The organism is Candidatus Methylacidithermus pantelleriae, from assembly GCF_905250085.1.
Classification (GTDB): Bacteria; Verrucomicrobiota; Verrucomicrobiia; order Methylacidiphilales; family Methylacidiphilaceae; genus Methylacidithermus; species Methylacidithermus pantelleriae.
In genome coordinates, this window is record NZ_CAJNOB010000056.1 from 19,777 (window position 1) to 34,745 (window position 14,969).

The 14,969-nt window shown below is 55.2% G+C and carries 15 protein-coding genes; 7 read left to right on the top strand and 8 right to left on the bottom strand.

Annotated elements, in window-relative coordinates; genetic code table 11:
• Positions 1–11 precede the first annotated feature (11 nt).
• Complete coding sequence (locus tag KK925_RS09345) at positions 12–1,034, bottom strand: galactose-1-phosphate uridylyltransferase (protein WP_174582403.1); 1,023 nt, start codon at positions 1,032–1,034, stop codon at positions 12–14.
• 171 nt (positions 1,035–1,205) lie between these two features.
• Here KK925_RS09345 and tgt point away from each other — a divergent pair, with 171 nt between their 5' ends.
• Genes tgt through secD form a run of 3 tightly spaced genes read left to right on the top strand, consistent with a single transcriptional unit; the run spans position 1,206 to position 5,002 of the window.
• Positions 1,206–2,363: a tRNA guanosine(34) transglycosylase Tgt gene (tgt, locus tag KK925_RS09350; RefSeq protein WP_174582404.1), complete on the top strand. Its 1,158-nt coding sequence runs from the start codon at positions 1,206–1,208 to the stop codon at positions 2,361–2,363.
• Positions 2,354–2,692, top strand: coding sequence for a preprotein translocase subunit YajC (yajC, locus tag KK925_RS09355; protein WP_236027906.1), 339 nt, complete (start codon positions 2,354–2,356; stop codon positions 2,690–2,692). The genes tgt and yajC overlap by 10 nt, the downstream gene beginning before the upstream one ends.
• 15 nt (positions 2,693–2,707) lie before the next feature.
• Positions 2,708–5,002 carry a protein translocase subunit SecD gene (gene secD, locus KK925_RS09360; protein ID WP_174582405.1) on the top strand — a complete coding sequence of 765 codons (2,295 nt, stop codon included), beginning with the start codon at positions 2,708–2,710 and terminating at the stop codon, positions 5,000–5,002.
• Positions 5,003–5,267: 265 nt separating this feature from the next.
• Here secD and KK925_RS09365 read toward each other — a convergent pair whose 3' ends face one another.
• A complete protein-coding gene (locus tag KK925_RS09365) occupies positions 5,268–6,227 on the bottom strand; it encodes a dihydropteroate synthase (protein WP_236027907.1) in 960 nt (319 codons plus the stop codon).
• A gap of 650 nt (positions 6,228–6,877) precedes the next feature.
• On the opposite strand from KK925_RS09365, the gene KK925_RS09370 reads away from it, so the two are divergent.
• The gene (locus tag KK925_RS09370) at positions 6,878–7,090 is read left to right on the top strand and encodes a hypothetical protein (protein ID WP_174582406.1); all 213 of its coding nucleotides are present in this window, start codon (positions 6,878–6,880) and stop codon (positions 7,088–7,090) included.
• 742 nt (positions 7,091–7,832) lie between these two features.
• Here KK925_RS09370 and KK925_RS09375 read toward each other — a convergent pair.
• Together KK925_RS09375 and hisB are read right to left on the bottom strand one after the other, a co-directional pair.
• On the bottom strand, positions 7,833–8,024 hold the full coding sequence (locus tag KK925_RS09375) for a hypothetical protein (protein WP_179959118.1): 192 nt from the start codon (positions 8,022–8,024) through the stop codon (positions 7,833–7,835).
• 444 nt (positions 8,025–8,468) lie between these two features.
• Positions 8,469–9,071, bottom strand: a complete 603-nt coding sequence (hisB, locus tag KK925_RS09380) for an imidazoleglycerol-phosphate dehydratase HisB (protein WP_174582407.1) — start codon at positions 9,069–9,071, stop codon at positions 8,469–8,471.
• Positions 9,072–9,715: 644 nt separating this feature from the next.
• Here hisB and KK925_RS09385 point away from each other — a divergent pair.
• Positions 9,716–9,949 carry a hypothetical protein gene (locus KK925_RS09385; protein ID WP_174582408.1) on the top strand — a complete coding sequence of 78 codons (234 nt, stop codon included), beginning with the start codon at positions 9,716–9,718 and terminating at the stop codon, positions 9,947–9,949.
• A gap of 97 nt (positions 9,950–10,046) precedes the next feature.
• Here the strand turns inward: KK925_RS09385 and KK925_RS09390 are convergent, their stop codons facing one another.
• Positions 10,047–10,505, bottom strand: coding sequence for a bis(5'-nucleosyl)-tetraphosphatase (locus tag KK925_RS09390; protein WP_174582409.1), 459 nt, complete (start codon positions 10,503–10,505; stop codon positions 10,047–10,049).
• A 110-nt stretch (positions 10,506–10,615) separates the two neighbouring features.
• On the opposite strand from KK925_RS09390, the gene KK925_RS09395 reads away from it, so the two are divergent.
• Both KK925_RS09395 and KK925_RS09400 read left to right on the top strand, forming a co-directional pair.
• Positions 10,616–11,140, top strand: a complete 525-nt coding sequence (locus KK925_RS09395; protein ID WP_174582410.1) for a hypothetical protein — start codon at positions 10,616–10,618, stop codon at positions 11,138–11,140.
• Positions 11,141–11,173: 33 nt separating this feature from the next.
• Positions 11,174–12,277 (top strand): RNA ligase, encoded by a 1,104-nt coding sequence (locus KK925_RS09400; RefSeq protein ID WP_174582411.1) that lies wholly within the window; start codon positions 11,174–11,176, stop codon positions 12,275–12,277.
• Here KK925_RS09400 and KK925_RS09405 read toward each other — a convergent pair.
• From KK925_RS09405 to mnmA, 3 genes are all read right to left on the bottom strand, one after another.
• Entirely contained in the window at positions 12,236–12,886 is a 651-nt protein-coding gene (locus tag KK925_RS09405; RefSeq protein ID WP_174582412.1) for an RNA ligase partner protein, read from the bottom strand. The two genes, KK925_RS09400 and KK925_RS09405, sit on opposite strands and share 42 nt — an antisense overlap.
• A gap of 533 nt (positions 12,887–13,419) precedes the next feature.
• Positions 13,420–13,746, bottom strand: coding sequence for a divalent-cation tolerance protein CutA (gene cutA, locus KK925_RS09410; protein ID WP_174582413.1), 327 nt, complete (start codon positions 13,744–13,746; stop codon positions 13,420–13,422).
• Positions 13,715–14,863, bottom strand: a complete 1,149-nt coding sequence (gene mnmA / locus KK925_RS09415; RefSeq protein WP_174582487.1) for a tRNA 2-thiouridine(34) synthase MnmA — start codon at positions 14,861–14,863, stop codon at positions 13,715–13,717. The genes cutA and mnmA overlap by 32 nt, the downstream gene beginning before the upstream one ends.
• Positions 14,864–14,969: the final 106 nt, after the last annotated feature.

The window sequence follows — 14,969 nt, forward strand, 5'->3', positions numbered from 1 at the left end:
ATCCTCTCCTTCTATTCAACACGAACGCGCCGCAGAAATTCGGCCGCTTCCTCTGGAAAGACGGGATTAATGTAAAAGCCAGTGCCGTATTCAAAGCCGGCGACATTGGAAAGTCTTGGAAGAATCTCCATGTGCCATCGGAACGTCTGCTCCACAAGAGACCAAAGCCCAGACCTCGGATCCCGGAAGGGGGCCGTGTGAATCACAAAATTGTAATGGACCTGTTTGAGCCCGCGGCGGAGTTTGCGAAGAACCCCTCGGAGAATTTCCGCAAAAAGGGCAAGATTATGCTCGTCGAGCGTGTAGAAATCAGGAGCGGCAAACTTCGGCATGATCCAGACTTCGAAAGGGAAACGGCTTGCGTACGGACAAAAGGCGGCAAAGCTACTATTTTCCATGACCATTCGTTCCCCGCTTTTCTGCTCACTGCGGAGCACATCCTCAAAAATATTTCGTTCCTTGGCTTCCCAGTGAAGCTCTGCATAGTGGAGTTTTTCCCGGACGGCCCGGGGCACCACGGGAAGGGCAATGAGCTGGGAGTGGGGATGACGGATGGTGGCGCCAGCAAGGGCTCCCACATTTTTGAAAATGAGGACATAACGGAGCCGGATATCTTGTCGCAAATCGGCCATTCGAGCTCGGAACGCTCGCAGGACGTCCGCCACCCCTTCTTGGGTTTGTTCTTCCAATTCGAGGGACGGATCCGGAGTTTCGATAATGACTTCATGAGCGCCAATGCCGTTCATCCGGTCGTAGAACCCCACGGGTTCCCGCCCCAGCTCTCCCTCCACCCGCAAGGCCGGAAAGCGGTTGGGGACCACCCGCACTTTCCAGCCTGGGGAATTCGGGGCGGACCCTGCAGGCCGGATGGCGAAGATTTCGGGCGGGGTGAGCCGCTCATTGCCTGCAACAAAAGGGGAAGGGGATGGGAGAGGCCAGGTGGGCAACGGGAGTTGCTGGGGTCGTTGCCGGCGTTCGGGTGCAAAGACTACCCATCGGCTTCCAACAATGGGATCACGTCGCAGCTCCGACATACGGTGAGCTTTGCAATAGGATGAGTCTTTTGTCCAGGCAAGCCTAGAAAGGTTCGGGGTGATTGACGAGATGGGGGAAAGAGAGACGGCTGCCCCAGAACTTTTGCGATCCATTGGGGAGAAGACTCGTCGTAAAGCAAGGGGATGGTAGGCTAGCTGGGAAAGGATAGGATGGCTCCTGTTTTCCAGACCGAAAAAACGGAAGGAAATGCTCGGCTCGGGGTGATTCTCACCCCCCATGGAAGGGTAGAGACCCCTGCTTTTATGCCGGTGGGGACCGCTGCGACGGTAAAGGGTCTCACCCCCCGGGAACTCTGGGAACTTGGCGCCCGGATTGTGGTCGCCAACACCTATCATCTTTTCATACGGCCGGGCGTAGTGCCGGTCCGTCGTTGTGGAGGTCTTCATGCGTTTATGGCATGGCCCGGGGTGATTCTTACCGATAGTGGTGGCTACCAAATCGTCAGTCTGAACCAGTTGGCGCAGGTGCTGGACGACGGCGTGGTGTTCCGGTCTCCTTGGGATGGGACCCTTGTGACCTTAAGTCCAAAGCTCGTCGTCAGTGTCCAGCTAGAATGGGGGAGTGACATCGTGATGGTTTTAGATCACTGCCCCCCCTGGCCTGCCGGCCGCCGGGCCGTGCAACAGTCGGTAGAACGAACCGTGCGGTGGGCTCGCCAATCCCAGCAAGTCTTTTGGGAAAAGCTGGCAAAGAACGACAGTTTCTGGAGTCCACCTTCTCGCCCTCTCCTTTTTGGGATCGTTCAGGGGGGTGTCTATGCGGATTTGCGGAAAGCGTGTGCTACTGCACTTGCCGAAATGGAGCTTGACGGCTATGCCATTGGAGGAGTGAGCGTCGGGGAGCCGGAAGAACTTCTGGTGGAGTCGATCGAGGCCACCGTTCCATGGTTGCCCACTGGAAAACCTCGTTATGCCATGGGTTTGGGCGAACCGTGGCAAGTGGTTGAGTTGGTCGCCCGCGGAGTCGATCTATTCGATTGCGTGCTTCCCACGCGGCTCGCACGCCACGGGGTGGCCTACACTTCCTGCGGGCGCCTCTCTCTTCGCAGAAAGGAGCTTAGCGAGGATGTTTCCCCGCTAGAGGAAGGCTGTTCTTGCTATGCGTGCCAGCATTTTTCCCGGGCCTACTTGAGACACTTATGGAAGGCAAGAGAAATTCTTGGCGTCGTACTTCTATCCCTCCATAACACGTGCTATTATGTATCGCTTATGCAGCGCATCCGGGATGCGCTTCGGGCTGGTGAGTGGGAACGATTTCGTCGTGCGTTTCTTGGTCATAACCGCAAGGGAGGAGAGGTGTGGGAGTAAATTTCTGTGGTAACGGGTGTATGCTGCTGGCCGCAGCCCCTCAACAGGGGCCACCCCCCTGGACGTTTCTCATTACCATGGGGCTTGTCTTTGCCATGTTTTACTTTCTTTTGATCCGGCCCCAACAAAAGGAGCGCAAAGAGCGGGAAAAAATGCTCGCCAGCGTTAAATCCGGAGATCGGGTCGTTACCCAGGGAGGCATCCTCGGTACGGTAACCAATGTAAAAGAGAGAACCGTGATCGTCCGGGTGGCGGACAACGTCAAGATCGAAGTTCTCAAATCCGCCCTGACCTCCGTACTAAAACCGGACGAAGAACCCAAAGGGTGACGGGCAGCTTCCCCCATGAACCCTTTCTGGATTTTTCTTGCCGCTTCCGGTTTTGTGATTGCCTTGGGAGGGTATTTTTTTTCCGATCAGCCGAAACGGAAACGTCTTTTGGGTCTTTCCGCTTCGATCTGCGCGATCTTACTTTCTTTTCTTTCCCTCTATCCGTTGGAAAAAACGGTCCGGCTGGGTTTGGACCTGAAGGGTGGGACGGCTTTCCTCATCGAACTGGAAGGAAAACCTTCCCCCCAGGCGCTTGAACAAGCGGTGGCGGTGATTCGCAAAAGGGTGGATAAATTTGGTCTTTCCGAACCCATTATCCAGCCTGTCGGTCATAATCGCATCAGTGTGCAGATCCCCGGACTTTCTGAAGAGGATAAGAAGGCGGCGCGAGATCAACTCTCACGAGTAGCTAAACTGGAGTTTAAGCTCGTTCATCCCGACAGCGCACGCCTGCTGGCCGAACGAGCCAGCGGCAAACCGTTGCCGATTGACTACGAGGCACTGCCGGTTCTTGGACGTGATGGAAAACGGGATGGGTTTCTTGTAGTAAAGCGACGGCCCGAGCTTACTGGCAAATTTGTCCGGCGTGCCTTCCGCGGCTATGACGAGGTGGGCCGACCCACCGTTGTCATTCAGTTTAGTGACGAGGGACAACGGGTGTTTGGAGCGGTGACTTCCCGCAATGTAGGACGGCAACTGGCCATTGTGTTGGACGGGGAAATCCGTAGTGCTCCCGTCATCCAGACGGCAATCTACAATAACGCCACCATTTCCGGGGGGAACATGACCCCCGCGGAAGCGGAAGAGCTAGCCAGTGTCCTGGAAAATCCTCTAGAGACCCCGGTCCGGATCCTGGAAGAACGAGGGGTTGATCCTTCCCTGGGGAGAGATTCGATTCTGCGAGGCCGCAACGCGGGTTTCGTCGCGCTTGGGCTTGTGGTGGGATTTATGGTCCTTTATTACCGCCTGGCGGGCGTCATTGCGGTGGGGGCCCTTCTGTTAAACCTCCTCCTTCTCTTTGGTCTTTTGGCCCAGTTCCATTTTACTCTTACCCTCCCAGGGATTGCGGGCATCATTCTCACCATCGGAATGGCTGTGGACGCAAACGTTCTTATTTACGAGCGGATCCGGGATGAGCTTGCCTTGGGGAAACCCTTGGCCACCGCCGTTTCGCTAGGGTTTGAGCGAGCCTTTAGCGCGATTTTCGATTCCAACGTGAGCACGATTCTGCCTGCGACGGTTCTCATGTTTCTTGGGAGCGGGCCGTTGCAAGGATTCGCAGTAACTCTCACGCTGGGGATCGTGGCAAATCTCTTTACAGCTGTCGTTGCCACGCGAAACGGGTTCGAATGGCTGCTGGATTTGGGAAAGATCCGGCACTTGCTCATGATGCAGTTTCTCAAAAACCCCCGTTTTGATTTCCTCCGGTACCGCATCCCGTCTGTATGTTTGGCCGGAATCCTTTTGCTGGCAGGAACCGTTGCCTTTTTTGGTCGGCAAAGCGAGCTTTTGGGGGTGGATTTTGTGGGTGGAGATGCCGTTACCCTCTCTTATCGAGAAGCTGTCCCGGTTGCGTCGATCCGGTCGACTCTCGAGGAGGCAGGGATTCATCCTATGCTCTTGCAATACGCAAAAGATTCTCACCAGATCCTACTGCAAACGCGCTACGGGGAAGGCGACAAAGCAGCTAGTCTTCTCGTCCGTCGTTTTGGAAGCCACGGTTTTACGAAGATCGGCTTGGACAGTGTCGGCCCTACCGTGGGCAATGAACTCAAATGGAGGGCCATCCAGTCCTTGAGCTTGGGTCTGGTTGCGATCCTTGTATACGTGGCTTTTCGGTACGAATGGTCGTTCTCGGTAGCGGCAGCGGCCGGTCAAATCCACGATGTTCTCATGGCCGTCGGGGGAATGGCTCTTCTCGGGCACGAGTTTACGATGACTCTGGTGGGAGCGTTCCTCACCATTTTGGGCTATTCGATCAACGAAAAAATTGTCATTTCTGACCGGATTCGTGAACTGATGCGTATCCATTCGGGAATGGCGTTTAGGGAGCTTGTGAATCGGGGTCTCAATTTAACTTTAGCGCGGACCGTGATTACAGGGGGGACGGTGCTTTTAGCAACACTCTCGATGCTTCTCTTGGGCGGTCCAGTCATTTCCGATTTTGCCCTGGCCATCTTCATAGGTGTGGTTGCGGGTCTTTTTTCTTCCCATTTTCTTTCTCCTGCGCTCTTGTACTGGTTCCACGAGCTCGCTCAGCCGGTGGGCAGTGGCCGGAAGGTGGTAGCCAGGGCCAAAGGGGTTGTCTAGCGGGACGGTGGGCGGCGTGCCCCGGACTCTCCCATGGTCAAGAAAGATCCCGCCCAAAAAGGGTCTCCCTTTGTTACCTGGCGGCGAACCCCGAAGCAACGGTGGTGTGCGGGGGCGTTGATCGAAGAGAAAGTGAAGTGTTGTGTGTTGTCTTGGGACCGGATCAGAAACCGGGAACTTTGAGTAAACATTTTTTGGGCACGGAAAAAGACACCAAAGGGCAGCGTTTCCCGTTTCTCGTTCTTTCGTGTTAGCCACCATCCCATCATCGAGCCAGCTTTGGATGGTAAATTTGTAAAGATCGCACCACACCGCGTACTTTGCGTACTTCATGGGTGCGCAATAGATCGGTCTTTCCAAGAATCGCAAGGACCGCAAAAAAAGGTTCGGCTACCCTTACTTCTTCCTCAAAGTACTCAAAGGCGTGAGGAAGAGCATGGCAGGTTGGCCAGCCCAAGCGGCGGAGCCGGAAGGTCCCAAGAAAAATCTCCATCTGGCGCCGGACCCTTTCCGCGCTATCCTGAAGGTTCGAATAATAGAATCCTAGCCCGGGATCCACCCAGATCCTTTTCACACCTGCCTTGCTCGCTAGCTCAATTTCCCGAGCAAAATATTCATACAAAGGAGCGATTGGGTCTGCGACGAGACGGATTTCCCCAACTTCTCGAACGTTCGGTCCTTCCACATAGTTAATAATGACCGCTGCATCAAACGCCCCAACCATCGCATAAATCTTTCGGCTTTCACGAGGACCTGTAAGATTAATGATCCGTGCTCCAGCTTTCAAACCAGCTAACGCAACATCGGCATAGTATGTCTCAACGGACACAAGCACATTTTGCTCAGCGAGTTCCCTAACAATCGGTAGAAACGCTTGTTTTTGCTCCTCAATGGAAGCGCGACGGGCATGCAAGAGGGAAGATTCCGCCCCAAGATCGACGATCGATGCCCCCGACAGCGTCAAAAGCTTGCCTCTTTCAATGGCCGCTTCCGTGTTGAGCACAACACTTTCTCGATACCAGGAATCCGGGGAAAGATTGATGACCCCCATAATGTAGGGGGCGCCTTGCTGCGTAAAGACGTGGGGTCCGAGGGAAAATTCCTGGACAGGACACTGCCAGTCCTCCTTGTACGTTTCCCAAAGCGCTGAGAGTTCCGGTAGACTCAACATAACACAGTTACAAAATCTCCTTTTTTTGCCGTTCTTACAACCATAGACAACCATTCCCCTACCAGGGAAGATCGTCCGGGGCGCTGGCCGAACAGTGCTGCCTGAGGACTTGCGTGCCGGGGTTTCATAGGCAAAGCCCAGCTAGCACCAGGTCCCGCGTTTCCGAGGACACTGGCGTCGGAGGCAGTCGATCGCCTCCCCGTCGGGCAACTGCCGCTTGCGTCGCTTTGAGTCTCCCCCCGAACCCCCGCCCTAGAAACGACCAAAGATGCTTCGTCCGATGGCTTGTGGGTAGGGCCAAGAGGACATGACTGCCGTTGCAGGTAGCACGACTGCCTCTCGCACGGATGGGCGTTCGGAGAGTCCCAATCCTCTCCGGGCGAGAACACAAAACTCCGCCGTCCTCGTAAGCATTTATGCCCCGACGGCGCGTGCGGTTGACCGCACCGACCGAAAAACGTCTAGGCCGGGTCGACTTCGGTTCACTCCGACTCCGGCAGCAAAAGAAGCCGACTGGAACATCCCGGTTTTGCCTTAGGGTCCCCGAAGGAGGGAGAGGGTGAGCCAGTCCGAACGGGATCCACCGACTCAAAGCTTGCGCCTTCCTCTTTCAAAGATCCAAACGTTTGGCCGCAAGTATTTTGCTCGATTCGGGGCAAGGCCCCGGGGATTTCTTTACCGGCATTAGAAAAAATCGCTTTCGCTTGGCCCCCACTCTTGCCATGGAGATTCCACGGGATCTCCCGGATTCTCATGAAATTACCCAAGCGGTCCATTTTGCCCAAGCCGACATGATCGCCTTTCCTATCGATCCCGACCGCTCCGGTAAGTCGGTGTGTCACCAACGAAAAGGCGTCCGTGTTACGACGCTCGGCAAACGCTGGCCACCCCTTTATCGCTCCCGCACGAAGCGGTAGCTCAAAAGCGCCGATCCCTCGTGCTTCCGGCCGAGTTTCGGCGTTTTGGTTGGCGCCCTCACCATCCGGCTGGCGGCGAGCGCCTGGAGGATCGCGCCCTGGCCGTAGGCGAAAGCGCACGCACTCAAAGAACCTGGTATTGGCTCAGGCTCCCCCATTCGATCGGCAGCCGCAACGGGAAGCCGAGAGACTCGCCTCCGGGGCTACCCTGGGTTGGCAGGACGGGTTGCCGGCGGTCTTGTCCCCCGACCCCGAGCACAGAGAACGGGCTCGTCGGGCTCCGTTTGCCAATTGCTCTTCCAGTCTGCATGGTCGGTGGATCTCCTTTTCTTCGAACGAAAACTCTTTACGAGAAGAAGGGACGCTCACCCAAACAGGGACGCACCTGCTCGCGACTCCTCTTCGGCCAGGACGAGCTCAAAGTAGCTCAGTCGGGAGGATAGGTAGTAGCGGCCCACGTTTTCCGCACCAACCGTTCGGTCCCGGCATCTTTTGCTGGGAGCTTGCGGATCGATCACCCCTTCCGCTCTCCGGATCCCCGCTCCTTAGCTTCTTCAACGAGTGCGGGCCGCCGCGGCAAAAAGGATCGATTGGGCTCGTTAAGGAAAACACAAGCCCGCATCTAGCAAAAAAACTCCGCTCCACCCGTTCGTAGAGCGCCACATAGCTCTTAAAAAACCCCGCAGCTCTTCCGCTGTCAGCGTCAAAACCTCTTTTTGATGTTGAAAAACCGAAAGCCTACTCATGAACGGCTTCGAGCGCCTTCCTGGCGCGGTTCTCTGCGCGGATTTCTTCTTGGCAACGCCCGGCACATAATGAACTTCCCGTCTAGGTCGTGCACGATATCCTCGGTCCTCTCATTGGGATCCACTACCAGGATCGATCGACTCTGCGCGGCCCATGTCGCTTCCCGGTATTCGAAGCCCAAACGCATCAACCGGTCGCCTGCTCGACCTGGATTGAGGCCAAGCTTTGGATCATAGAGGACCCGAATAAGCCCTCTTGCGCTGGCCGTTCATCCCAAACCCAACCTCCTTGGACCGCCGTAACAATCCGTAACCCTTTCCTTGAGAGCCAACTGGGAGAATCCAAGCCAATTGCCTCTGTCAACCCGCTGGTTCATCACCGCTTGCAGACCCGTGCGTCCGAGGACCCCCATCCGGTGGGTGCCACCTCGGCATCCACGATCACCGTCCCGCTGGGCAACTCCCCTGCGGGAAAAGCCAAACGCCCCTCCTTCCCCATCCGCCCAGCCGTCTTGGAGTTGTTAGCAAACACCCGCCCGCTCGGCCGCCCACACACTTACCCTCATCCGGATATCCTGTGACCGAGAGCCCTAGCTGTCGCTGTGTGGTCTAGCTCTTGATAACCCTTGACCCTAGAGAGTTCCCTTGGTGCTGGGAGGGCCTATCACGCGCGGATCCAACGCTACGGCCTGTCGCAAGGCACGTCCAAGACCCTTAAAGAGGCCTTCTAGGCAATGATGTACGTCTCGGGTGCGAAGGATTTCCATGTGAAGCGTGATCGAAGCCTGCTGGACAAACGCCCGAAAAAATTCTTCGGCAAGCTGCGCAGGAAAATTCCCAACCATAACATGAGCCAGCGGGAACCACCGGGGGCTGCGAAAGACCAGAAAAGGCCGGCCGCTAATGTCCAGTGCTACCTGGACGAGGGTTTCATCCATGGGAAGAAGGCAAAAACCATACCGGTTGATTCCTTCGCGTAACCCTAACGCCTGGTGGAAAGCTTGGCCCAGGGTTAGACCTGTATCCTCCACCGTATGGTGGAAGTCGACGCCAAGATCTCCTTGGGCTTGGATTTGAAGGTCCACACCCCAGTGATATCCCAAAAGCTCAAGCATATGATCGAAAAAGGGTATGCCCGTAGTAATCTCGGTCTTCCCTGGACCATCCAGGTTGAGTTCGACGTGGATGGAAGTCTCGCGGGTTTTCCGTTGGACCGAAGCCTTTCGTTCTTTCATGAACGCTTGACAAGGAAAGTCAGCCACTCGGGGAGGAAAGCAATAACAATTGTTCCGGCCTGACTCTTTTCCAAAAATTCTTCAAGCTTGGGTAAGTCACCATGGCATCGATTGACAAGGGCAACCACGGATAGCTTTTCGTGGAACAAGCTCCGATCCCATCGCCCGTTTTGTCCATCGTGGAGGGAGAGTCATCGGCTTGCCAGCCCCCCCTCTTTGCTCCAGTGTCGGCTGGCTGTCAAGAGGAAGCTGGATCGGACGAACCAAGAGGAGCGGGCTTTTGCACTACGCGGCTACGGCCTCCTAAACCGCCAATCCCACGATCCCCTGTTTTTGGGCGGTTGAATACCTTTCCCCAAGTCCATTGCCCCATGGGGAAAGCAGGGGGCTTGTTGCGCTGAGCTTGCTTTATGCAGCTCGGGGCAAGAGAGGAGTTCATGGCAGCTCTCCAGGGGACAGAGAGCACCGCCAGCGAACTTCTTTCGAGCGATCTTTCGGGCTTGGTTTCGATTCCCGTTTGATTCCGATTGAGAGGCTCTTCGGCTACCGGAGACCTTACTCTAGGGGGCAAGCATTTCTAGCGGTCGCCATCATCATAACGGGAGTAAATGTGCGAGTTGCCAGTGGTATGCCGATAGGGAGCAATGCCCACAACCCACTACGCTTTGGTTGGGATCTTGGAAGTCAGCTGCCTGCCGGGCTGGATGACGTTCCAGGAAGCCCAAGCGGCGGTGTCATTTCCTACTCCGCTTCTTGCCCGAGGTTCGAGTGTCCACCAGGATTGGGAGGACCCCACCGCACCCCGCGGCTGGGCAGAACGAAACGATATGGGGGTTAAGGACGCGGTCACACTCGCGCCGGCAGCAGCCTACGTTTGAGTTCCTTCTCACCTGGTTAACCAACTCATTCTAGGAAGGAGATCGCGGGACCGCACCGTCGCATGTTTTCACCAAGGGATTCCCACACGATCGGAACTTAAGATTGTAGCCCATGAAGAACATGGGTTCTTATTTCTTTGTGTGCCCAGTCGAGAATGGTTTGTAATCGAGGTGGGAGAAGCTCTCGGGCTGCTTCGTAATGAAGCCATCGGAACTCGTGGTGTTCCGGGCGGCCGAGCTGAGGGCTAGAGGGTAGAGTTACCTCTCCTTCCGGGGCGTTCACCAGATAGAAGCGCGCAATCTTGTGCTTTCCATAAGGTTCGGTTTCCTTGTAAAGCTCCCCTAGGGGCAAGCGGAGTGTTCCAAGACCGGTCTCTTCGGAAATCTCTCGAAGGGCGGTCTCTATTGGCTTTTCTCCCGGCTGTAGGAGCCCCTTGGGAAAGTCCCAGTTCTTATAGGCTCGCAGGAGAAGGTAAACGGGTTGGGAGCCCTCGAGGCGATAAACGACTCCCCCGCACGAGAGCTGGAAACGTTCGGAAGAATGGCGCCGTACCATCTTGAGGTAACTCCTAGGAAGCCGGGTGTAAGAATAACACGACCGTCTGGAAATAGTGCAGTGGGTTCGAGGAGAGCCCAAGAAAAAAGGTTGGCAGACCAGGTGGGGTTTTGAGGCTTTCCCAAGAATCGATTGCTGCCTCGAGCCGGCCAAGCTTCCCAAGCGCGCAATTTTTGGGTCGGCGGTCTTTTTTTGCGCTCGGAACTGTGGCGGGACTGAAACCCGCCGCTGGGCAAGATTCTGCCACAATCCTTTTTGCTGCAACGCTCAAGTCGAACGAGCGCAAGCTATTCTTGGCGCAAAAGAAGCGGATTGCGATCCGTGGCGAAAAACCCATGGGGGAGCTTCTCGTAGCGAAAAAGAATGACAGGGTAAAGTCTGAGGCGCAATGTCGGTCACCCGGCCGACGCGTGCTCGCCTCCTCGGGAAATCTCCGCCTCCCACTGCTCCTGCGTTTGCAGGACTCCTTTGAGGGTGTGTGCGAGGGCGATTGCGGCCGCATTGTGAGAGATCCGAATAACCGGCGTTCCACTTTTGCTTCTGTTGGGGATGTGGCTTTCGGCCAACGGGGGACGAATACTCTCCTGCTCTCCCTCCTGCAGCCGTATCCTTTCCTCTTAGGGAAAAGTACTTGAGCAGGCCGGGCTTCTCTACGTTCAATACAAAAAATGGGTCAATCGGAAGCTTTGTGGGAGCCATGGATTCTCACGCGGAGGGCCACCCGGGAAAACTGGAAAGACATTTCCTATGTGAGGCTGGCGACCGACGTCGGCTCTTTTCCCAAGGGCACCGTTGGGTTAGCAGACCGTATCGTTTACGGGTATCCGAAGATTCCGAGAATTGAGGTCCTGGAAAAAGGTCTCCGCACTCATTTTACCCACCCTTTCTGGGTGGAAGAAAAGGTCGATGGATACAACGTTCGCGTAGTTTGTTGGGAGGGAGAGCTCCTAGCACTTACTCGTGGGGGGTTTGTCTGTCCTTTTACGACGGATCGGGCAGGGGACTGGATCGATCGGGAGATCTTTCGGGAGATACCCGACGTGGTTCTTTGCGGGGAGGTGGTCGGTCCTGATAATCCGTATGTTATCAGCACGAGCCCTTTGGTCGAAAGGGACGCACGCTTTTTCCTTTTTGACGTGATGAGGATGGGAAGCCAAGAATTTGTTCCACACGAGCTAAAACAAGAGCTCGCTCGGCGTTTTGGCATCGATCTTGTCCCTCTTTACGGCCAATGGACCACCGAGGACATACCCAGGATTAGGGAAATCATTGTGGAGCTTAACCGGAAGGCTCGGGAGGGAGTTATTTTTAAGGAAGCAGGGGGTCGATCGCTGCGGGCCAAGTATGTGACAGCCTCGAGCGATCTCAGCGACATTGCGGCGATGGGAGAACGTTTTTATGACGTTCATCCTAGCTATTTTACCAGTAGAATCTTGCGGCTTGTTCTTTTCCTTTCCGAAATTGGAGGAGCTAATCCCCTGGAGCTTGAAACAGAATTAGGCCGCGCTCTTGTTCGGGGATACGGAAAGGCAGTGAAAGAATTTCTCAAGCATGGCCAGTGCGGGGACGAGTTTCGGTGCCGATTCCGGAACCCGGAAAACGCCGAGCGACTGATCCAGCATCTGCACAAGGTGGAGGGGGAAAAGTCACGAACGCTAGTCCGGGAGCTGAAACAAGAGGGGGATTTCTGGGTATTGCGATTCTATAAGGTGTATTCTGCAACTACTGACTTACTGCGCAACTTGTGGGAAGGGCTCTTGCGTTTTGATTAAGCTGCGGAGAAGGTAACGGAAATGTTTGGCATTGAAAAGCTTGATCCCGATTTTATCGGCCCATCGGCACATTCCTTTGTCGGCTGACACCAGGAACGCATCGAGCTCAAGAGCTAAAAGAAGGACGTCGACGTCTTCCTTGCTGTCCAGGATCCCTCTTCTTAAGGTTTCTCGATACCGTTCCCGTAAACGACTGATTAATTGATCCAATCCGATCGAGGTGTCGGAGCTACCGGTTTGCCCTGCAAGCTTCGTGTGCTCCTCGGCGACCCGGAGACCGTGATCGATCCGGTGTCGTAACTCCTCCATGAGTTCATACAAGAGAGCCCCAGGGACCTGAAGGGTGTACTTCCTGGGGGAACGAATCTGGACCACCGACTCAAATTCCGGCGCCAACGCCTCCAGTCCCTTGATCAAACGCAGTTCCTCATAGACCGAAGTTGGCATGTAGAAGGCCGCTGATGTTTGTTTGGCAAGAGCAAGGAAATTGGTGACCGCCTCGTCGGTATCATCTCCAAACTGTGAGGCTACTTCCGGATTGGTAAAGAGACTCGTATCCAGTACGAAGGAAGGACGATGACCTAGTGGCCCTTCCCAACCGGCTGGCATGACTCAATATGGAGCTTTTGGCAATCCCTTCCAAGGAGGTTTCTTTTTGTGTCGAGTCCTTTTCCTTGAGTCCCGGTTGGCCTGGAAAAAAGAACTTCGCCTATCCGCAAGACGAGCCCAAAGATCCCGTGGGTCTTGAGCCGGTCCGAGTCGTTGTGCGTTTTTTTTCGTAAGCTGGTTCGGGATAACTCGGAGCTTTCCAAGAGAGCTACGTTTTTTGGGCCTGTCAAGAAGATGGCAGGGGACAGGATGCTCCTGCGTTTCTCTTCGAAGCGGCAAGTAGTCCCGGAAAAAATCTTTTTTTCGATTCCCTGAGCAAAGAAAAAGAGACTCGCGATTGGCTTTTTTCTTCTTTTGTTTGCGTTGGGAGAACCAGGACCCTAGGCTCGTCATCCGGTCCATTTTCCTGGGACCAAGGTCTTTGGCGCAACCGATCGAGAGCCTGGTACCGGAGATGGATGCTGGATTGTTGCCTTCCGTAAATGCGGGTTCATCCAATCTTTCCTCGACCTCCGTCAACCGGAAACTTCTTTTTAGCCCTGGGAGCTTTCAAGACAATGGCTCCACCAGTTGAGGTAACTAGCCTCAGCCGCGTACACCGGGAGAGCCACCACTTCCGGGCATTCATAACTGTGGAGTTCCCGGATTCGCTTTTGGAGCGATTCCCAGAGTTCCTGAGAACTTTTGATCAGGAGGAGACTTTCCCCAGCTTCTTCTGCCTTTCCCTTCCATCGATAGACGGAATGGATTTGGGGCACAACCTGCACACAAGCTGCCAGGCGTTCCTCCACCAAGACTTGAGCGATCCTGCGCGCTTGCTCGACGTTTTCAGTCGTTACGGAAACCAATAGGGGTTTCATCCTGCCATGTCCGCTGGGACAAAGGTCGCTCAATCCAGCCACCTCCGAGGACGATGTCGCCCTGGTAGAACACAGCCGCCTGGCCTGGGGAGACCGCAGGTTGCGGAGTTTCAAACTTCACCTTGACTCGATTCTTTCCGCGTTCTGGGAAAATCCAACCCAACGTGGGGGGTACATTGTGGCGGATTTTAATCTCGACCTCGGTTCCCGGAGCTGGTTCTTGGGTGATCCACACGACATCCTCCACCCAGAAGTTTTCTTGGAAAAGGTCTTCCCAGTAGCCAACGACTAGTGCGTGGGTCTCAGGTACAATTTCCAGTACATACAGGGGCCGTCCCTGGCCTCCGGGAAGTCCTTTGCGCTGCCCGACAGTGTAACATTCGATCCCCTCGTGCCAGCCTAACCAGCGCCCTTCTTTGGAAAAGATGGGTCCTTTCCTAAAGCCAGGACGACCCAGTCGCTGAAGGAGGAACCGCTTGTAATCTTTCCCTGGCACAAAACAGATTTCCTGGCTTTCCTCCTTGTCGTGAACTTTGAGTCCGGCTTCTCGTGCAAGATGACGAACCTGGCATTTGGTCAGCTCCCCCAGTGGGAAAAGGATAGAGGATAATTGATGCTGGTTAAGCCGGAAAAGAAAGTAGGACTGATCTTTCTCGCGATCGACCGCTCGGAGCAAAAGGCTTCCTTTTTCCGACTTCTGGATTCGAGCGTAGTGACCTGTCGCCACATAAGAGGCTCCCAGAAGGCGGGCTTTTCCTAAGAGCCGGCCAAACTTGATGGATTGATTGCAAACGGTGCATGGATTGGGGGTCTTGCCCTCCTGATACGCGGAGATGAAACGGTTGACTACGACTCTTTCAAAAACCTCCGACTCATCGAGCACGTAGTGGGGGATTCCCAGGGCTGCAGCAACTTGCCGTGCGTCGGCAATGGCACCGGGACCGCAGCATTTATCCGAGGCGCGGGCGAGGCAAGAGTCAGTCCATACTTTCAGCGTGACCCCGATGACTTCCCACCCCTCTTGTTGGAGGAGGTAGGCCGCCACGCTCGAGTCGACCCCTCCACTCATTCCAACGACGACACGTCGGGATCTAAGGCCGGGAGTGAGAACAGTCATCCGATCCAAGATTATCCCGTTTCCATGGAAAAGCTAGGTGGGTCGGTCCGGAAAGAGAAACACTTGCCCCCTCTGGGGTGCTGCGCAAGATGCACCGGATCGCTCC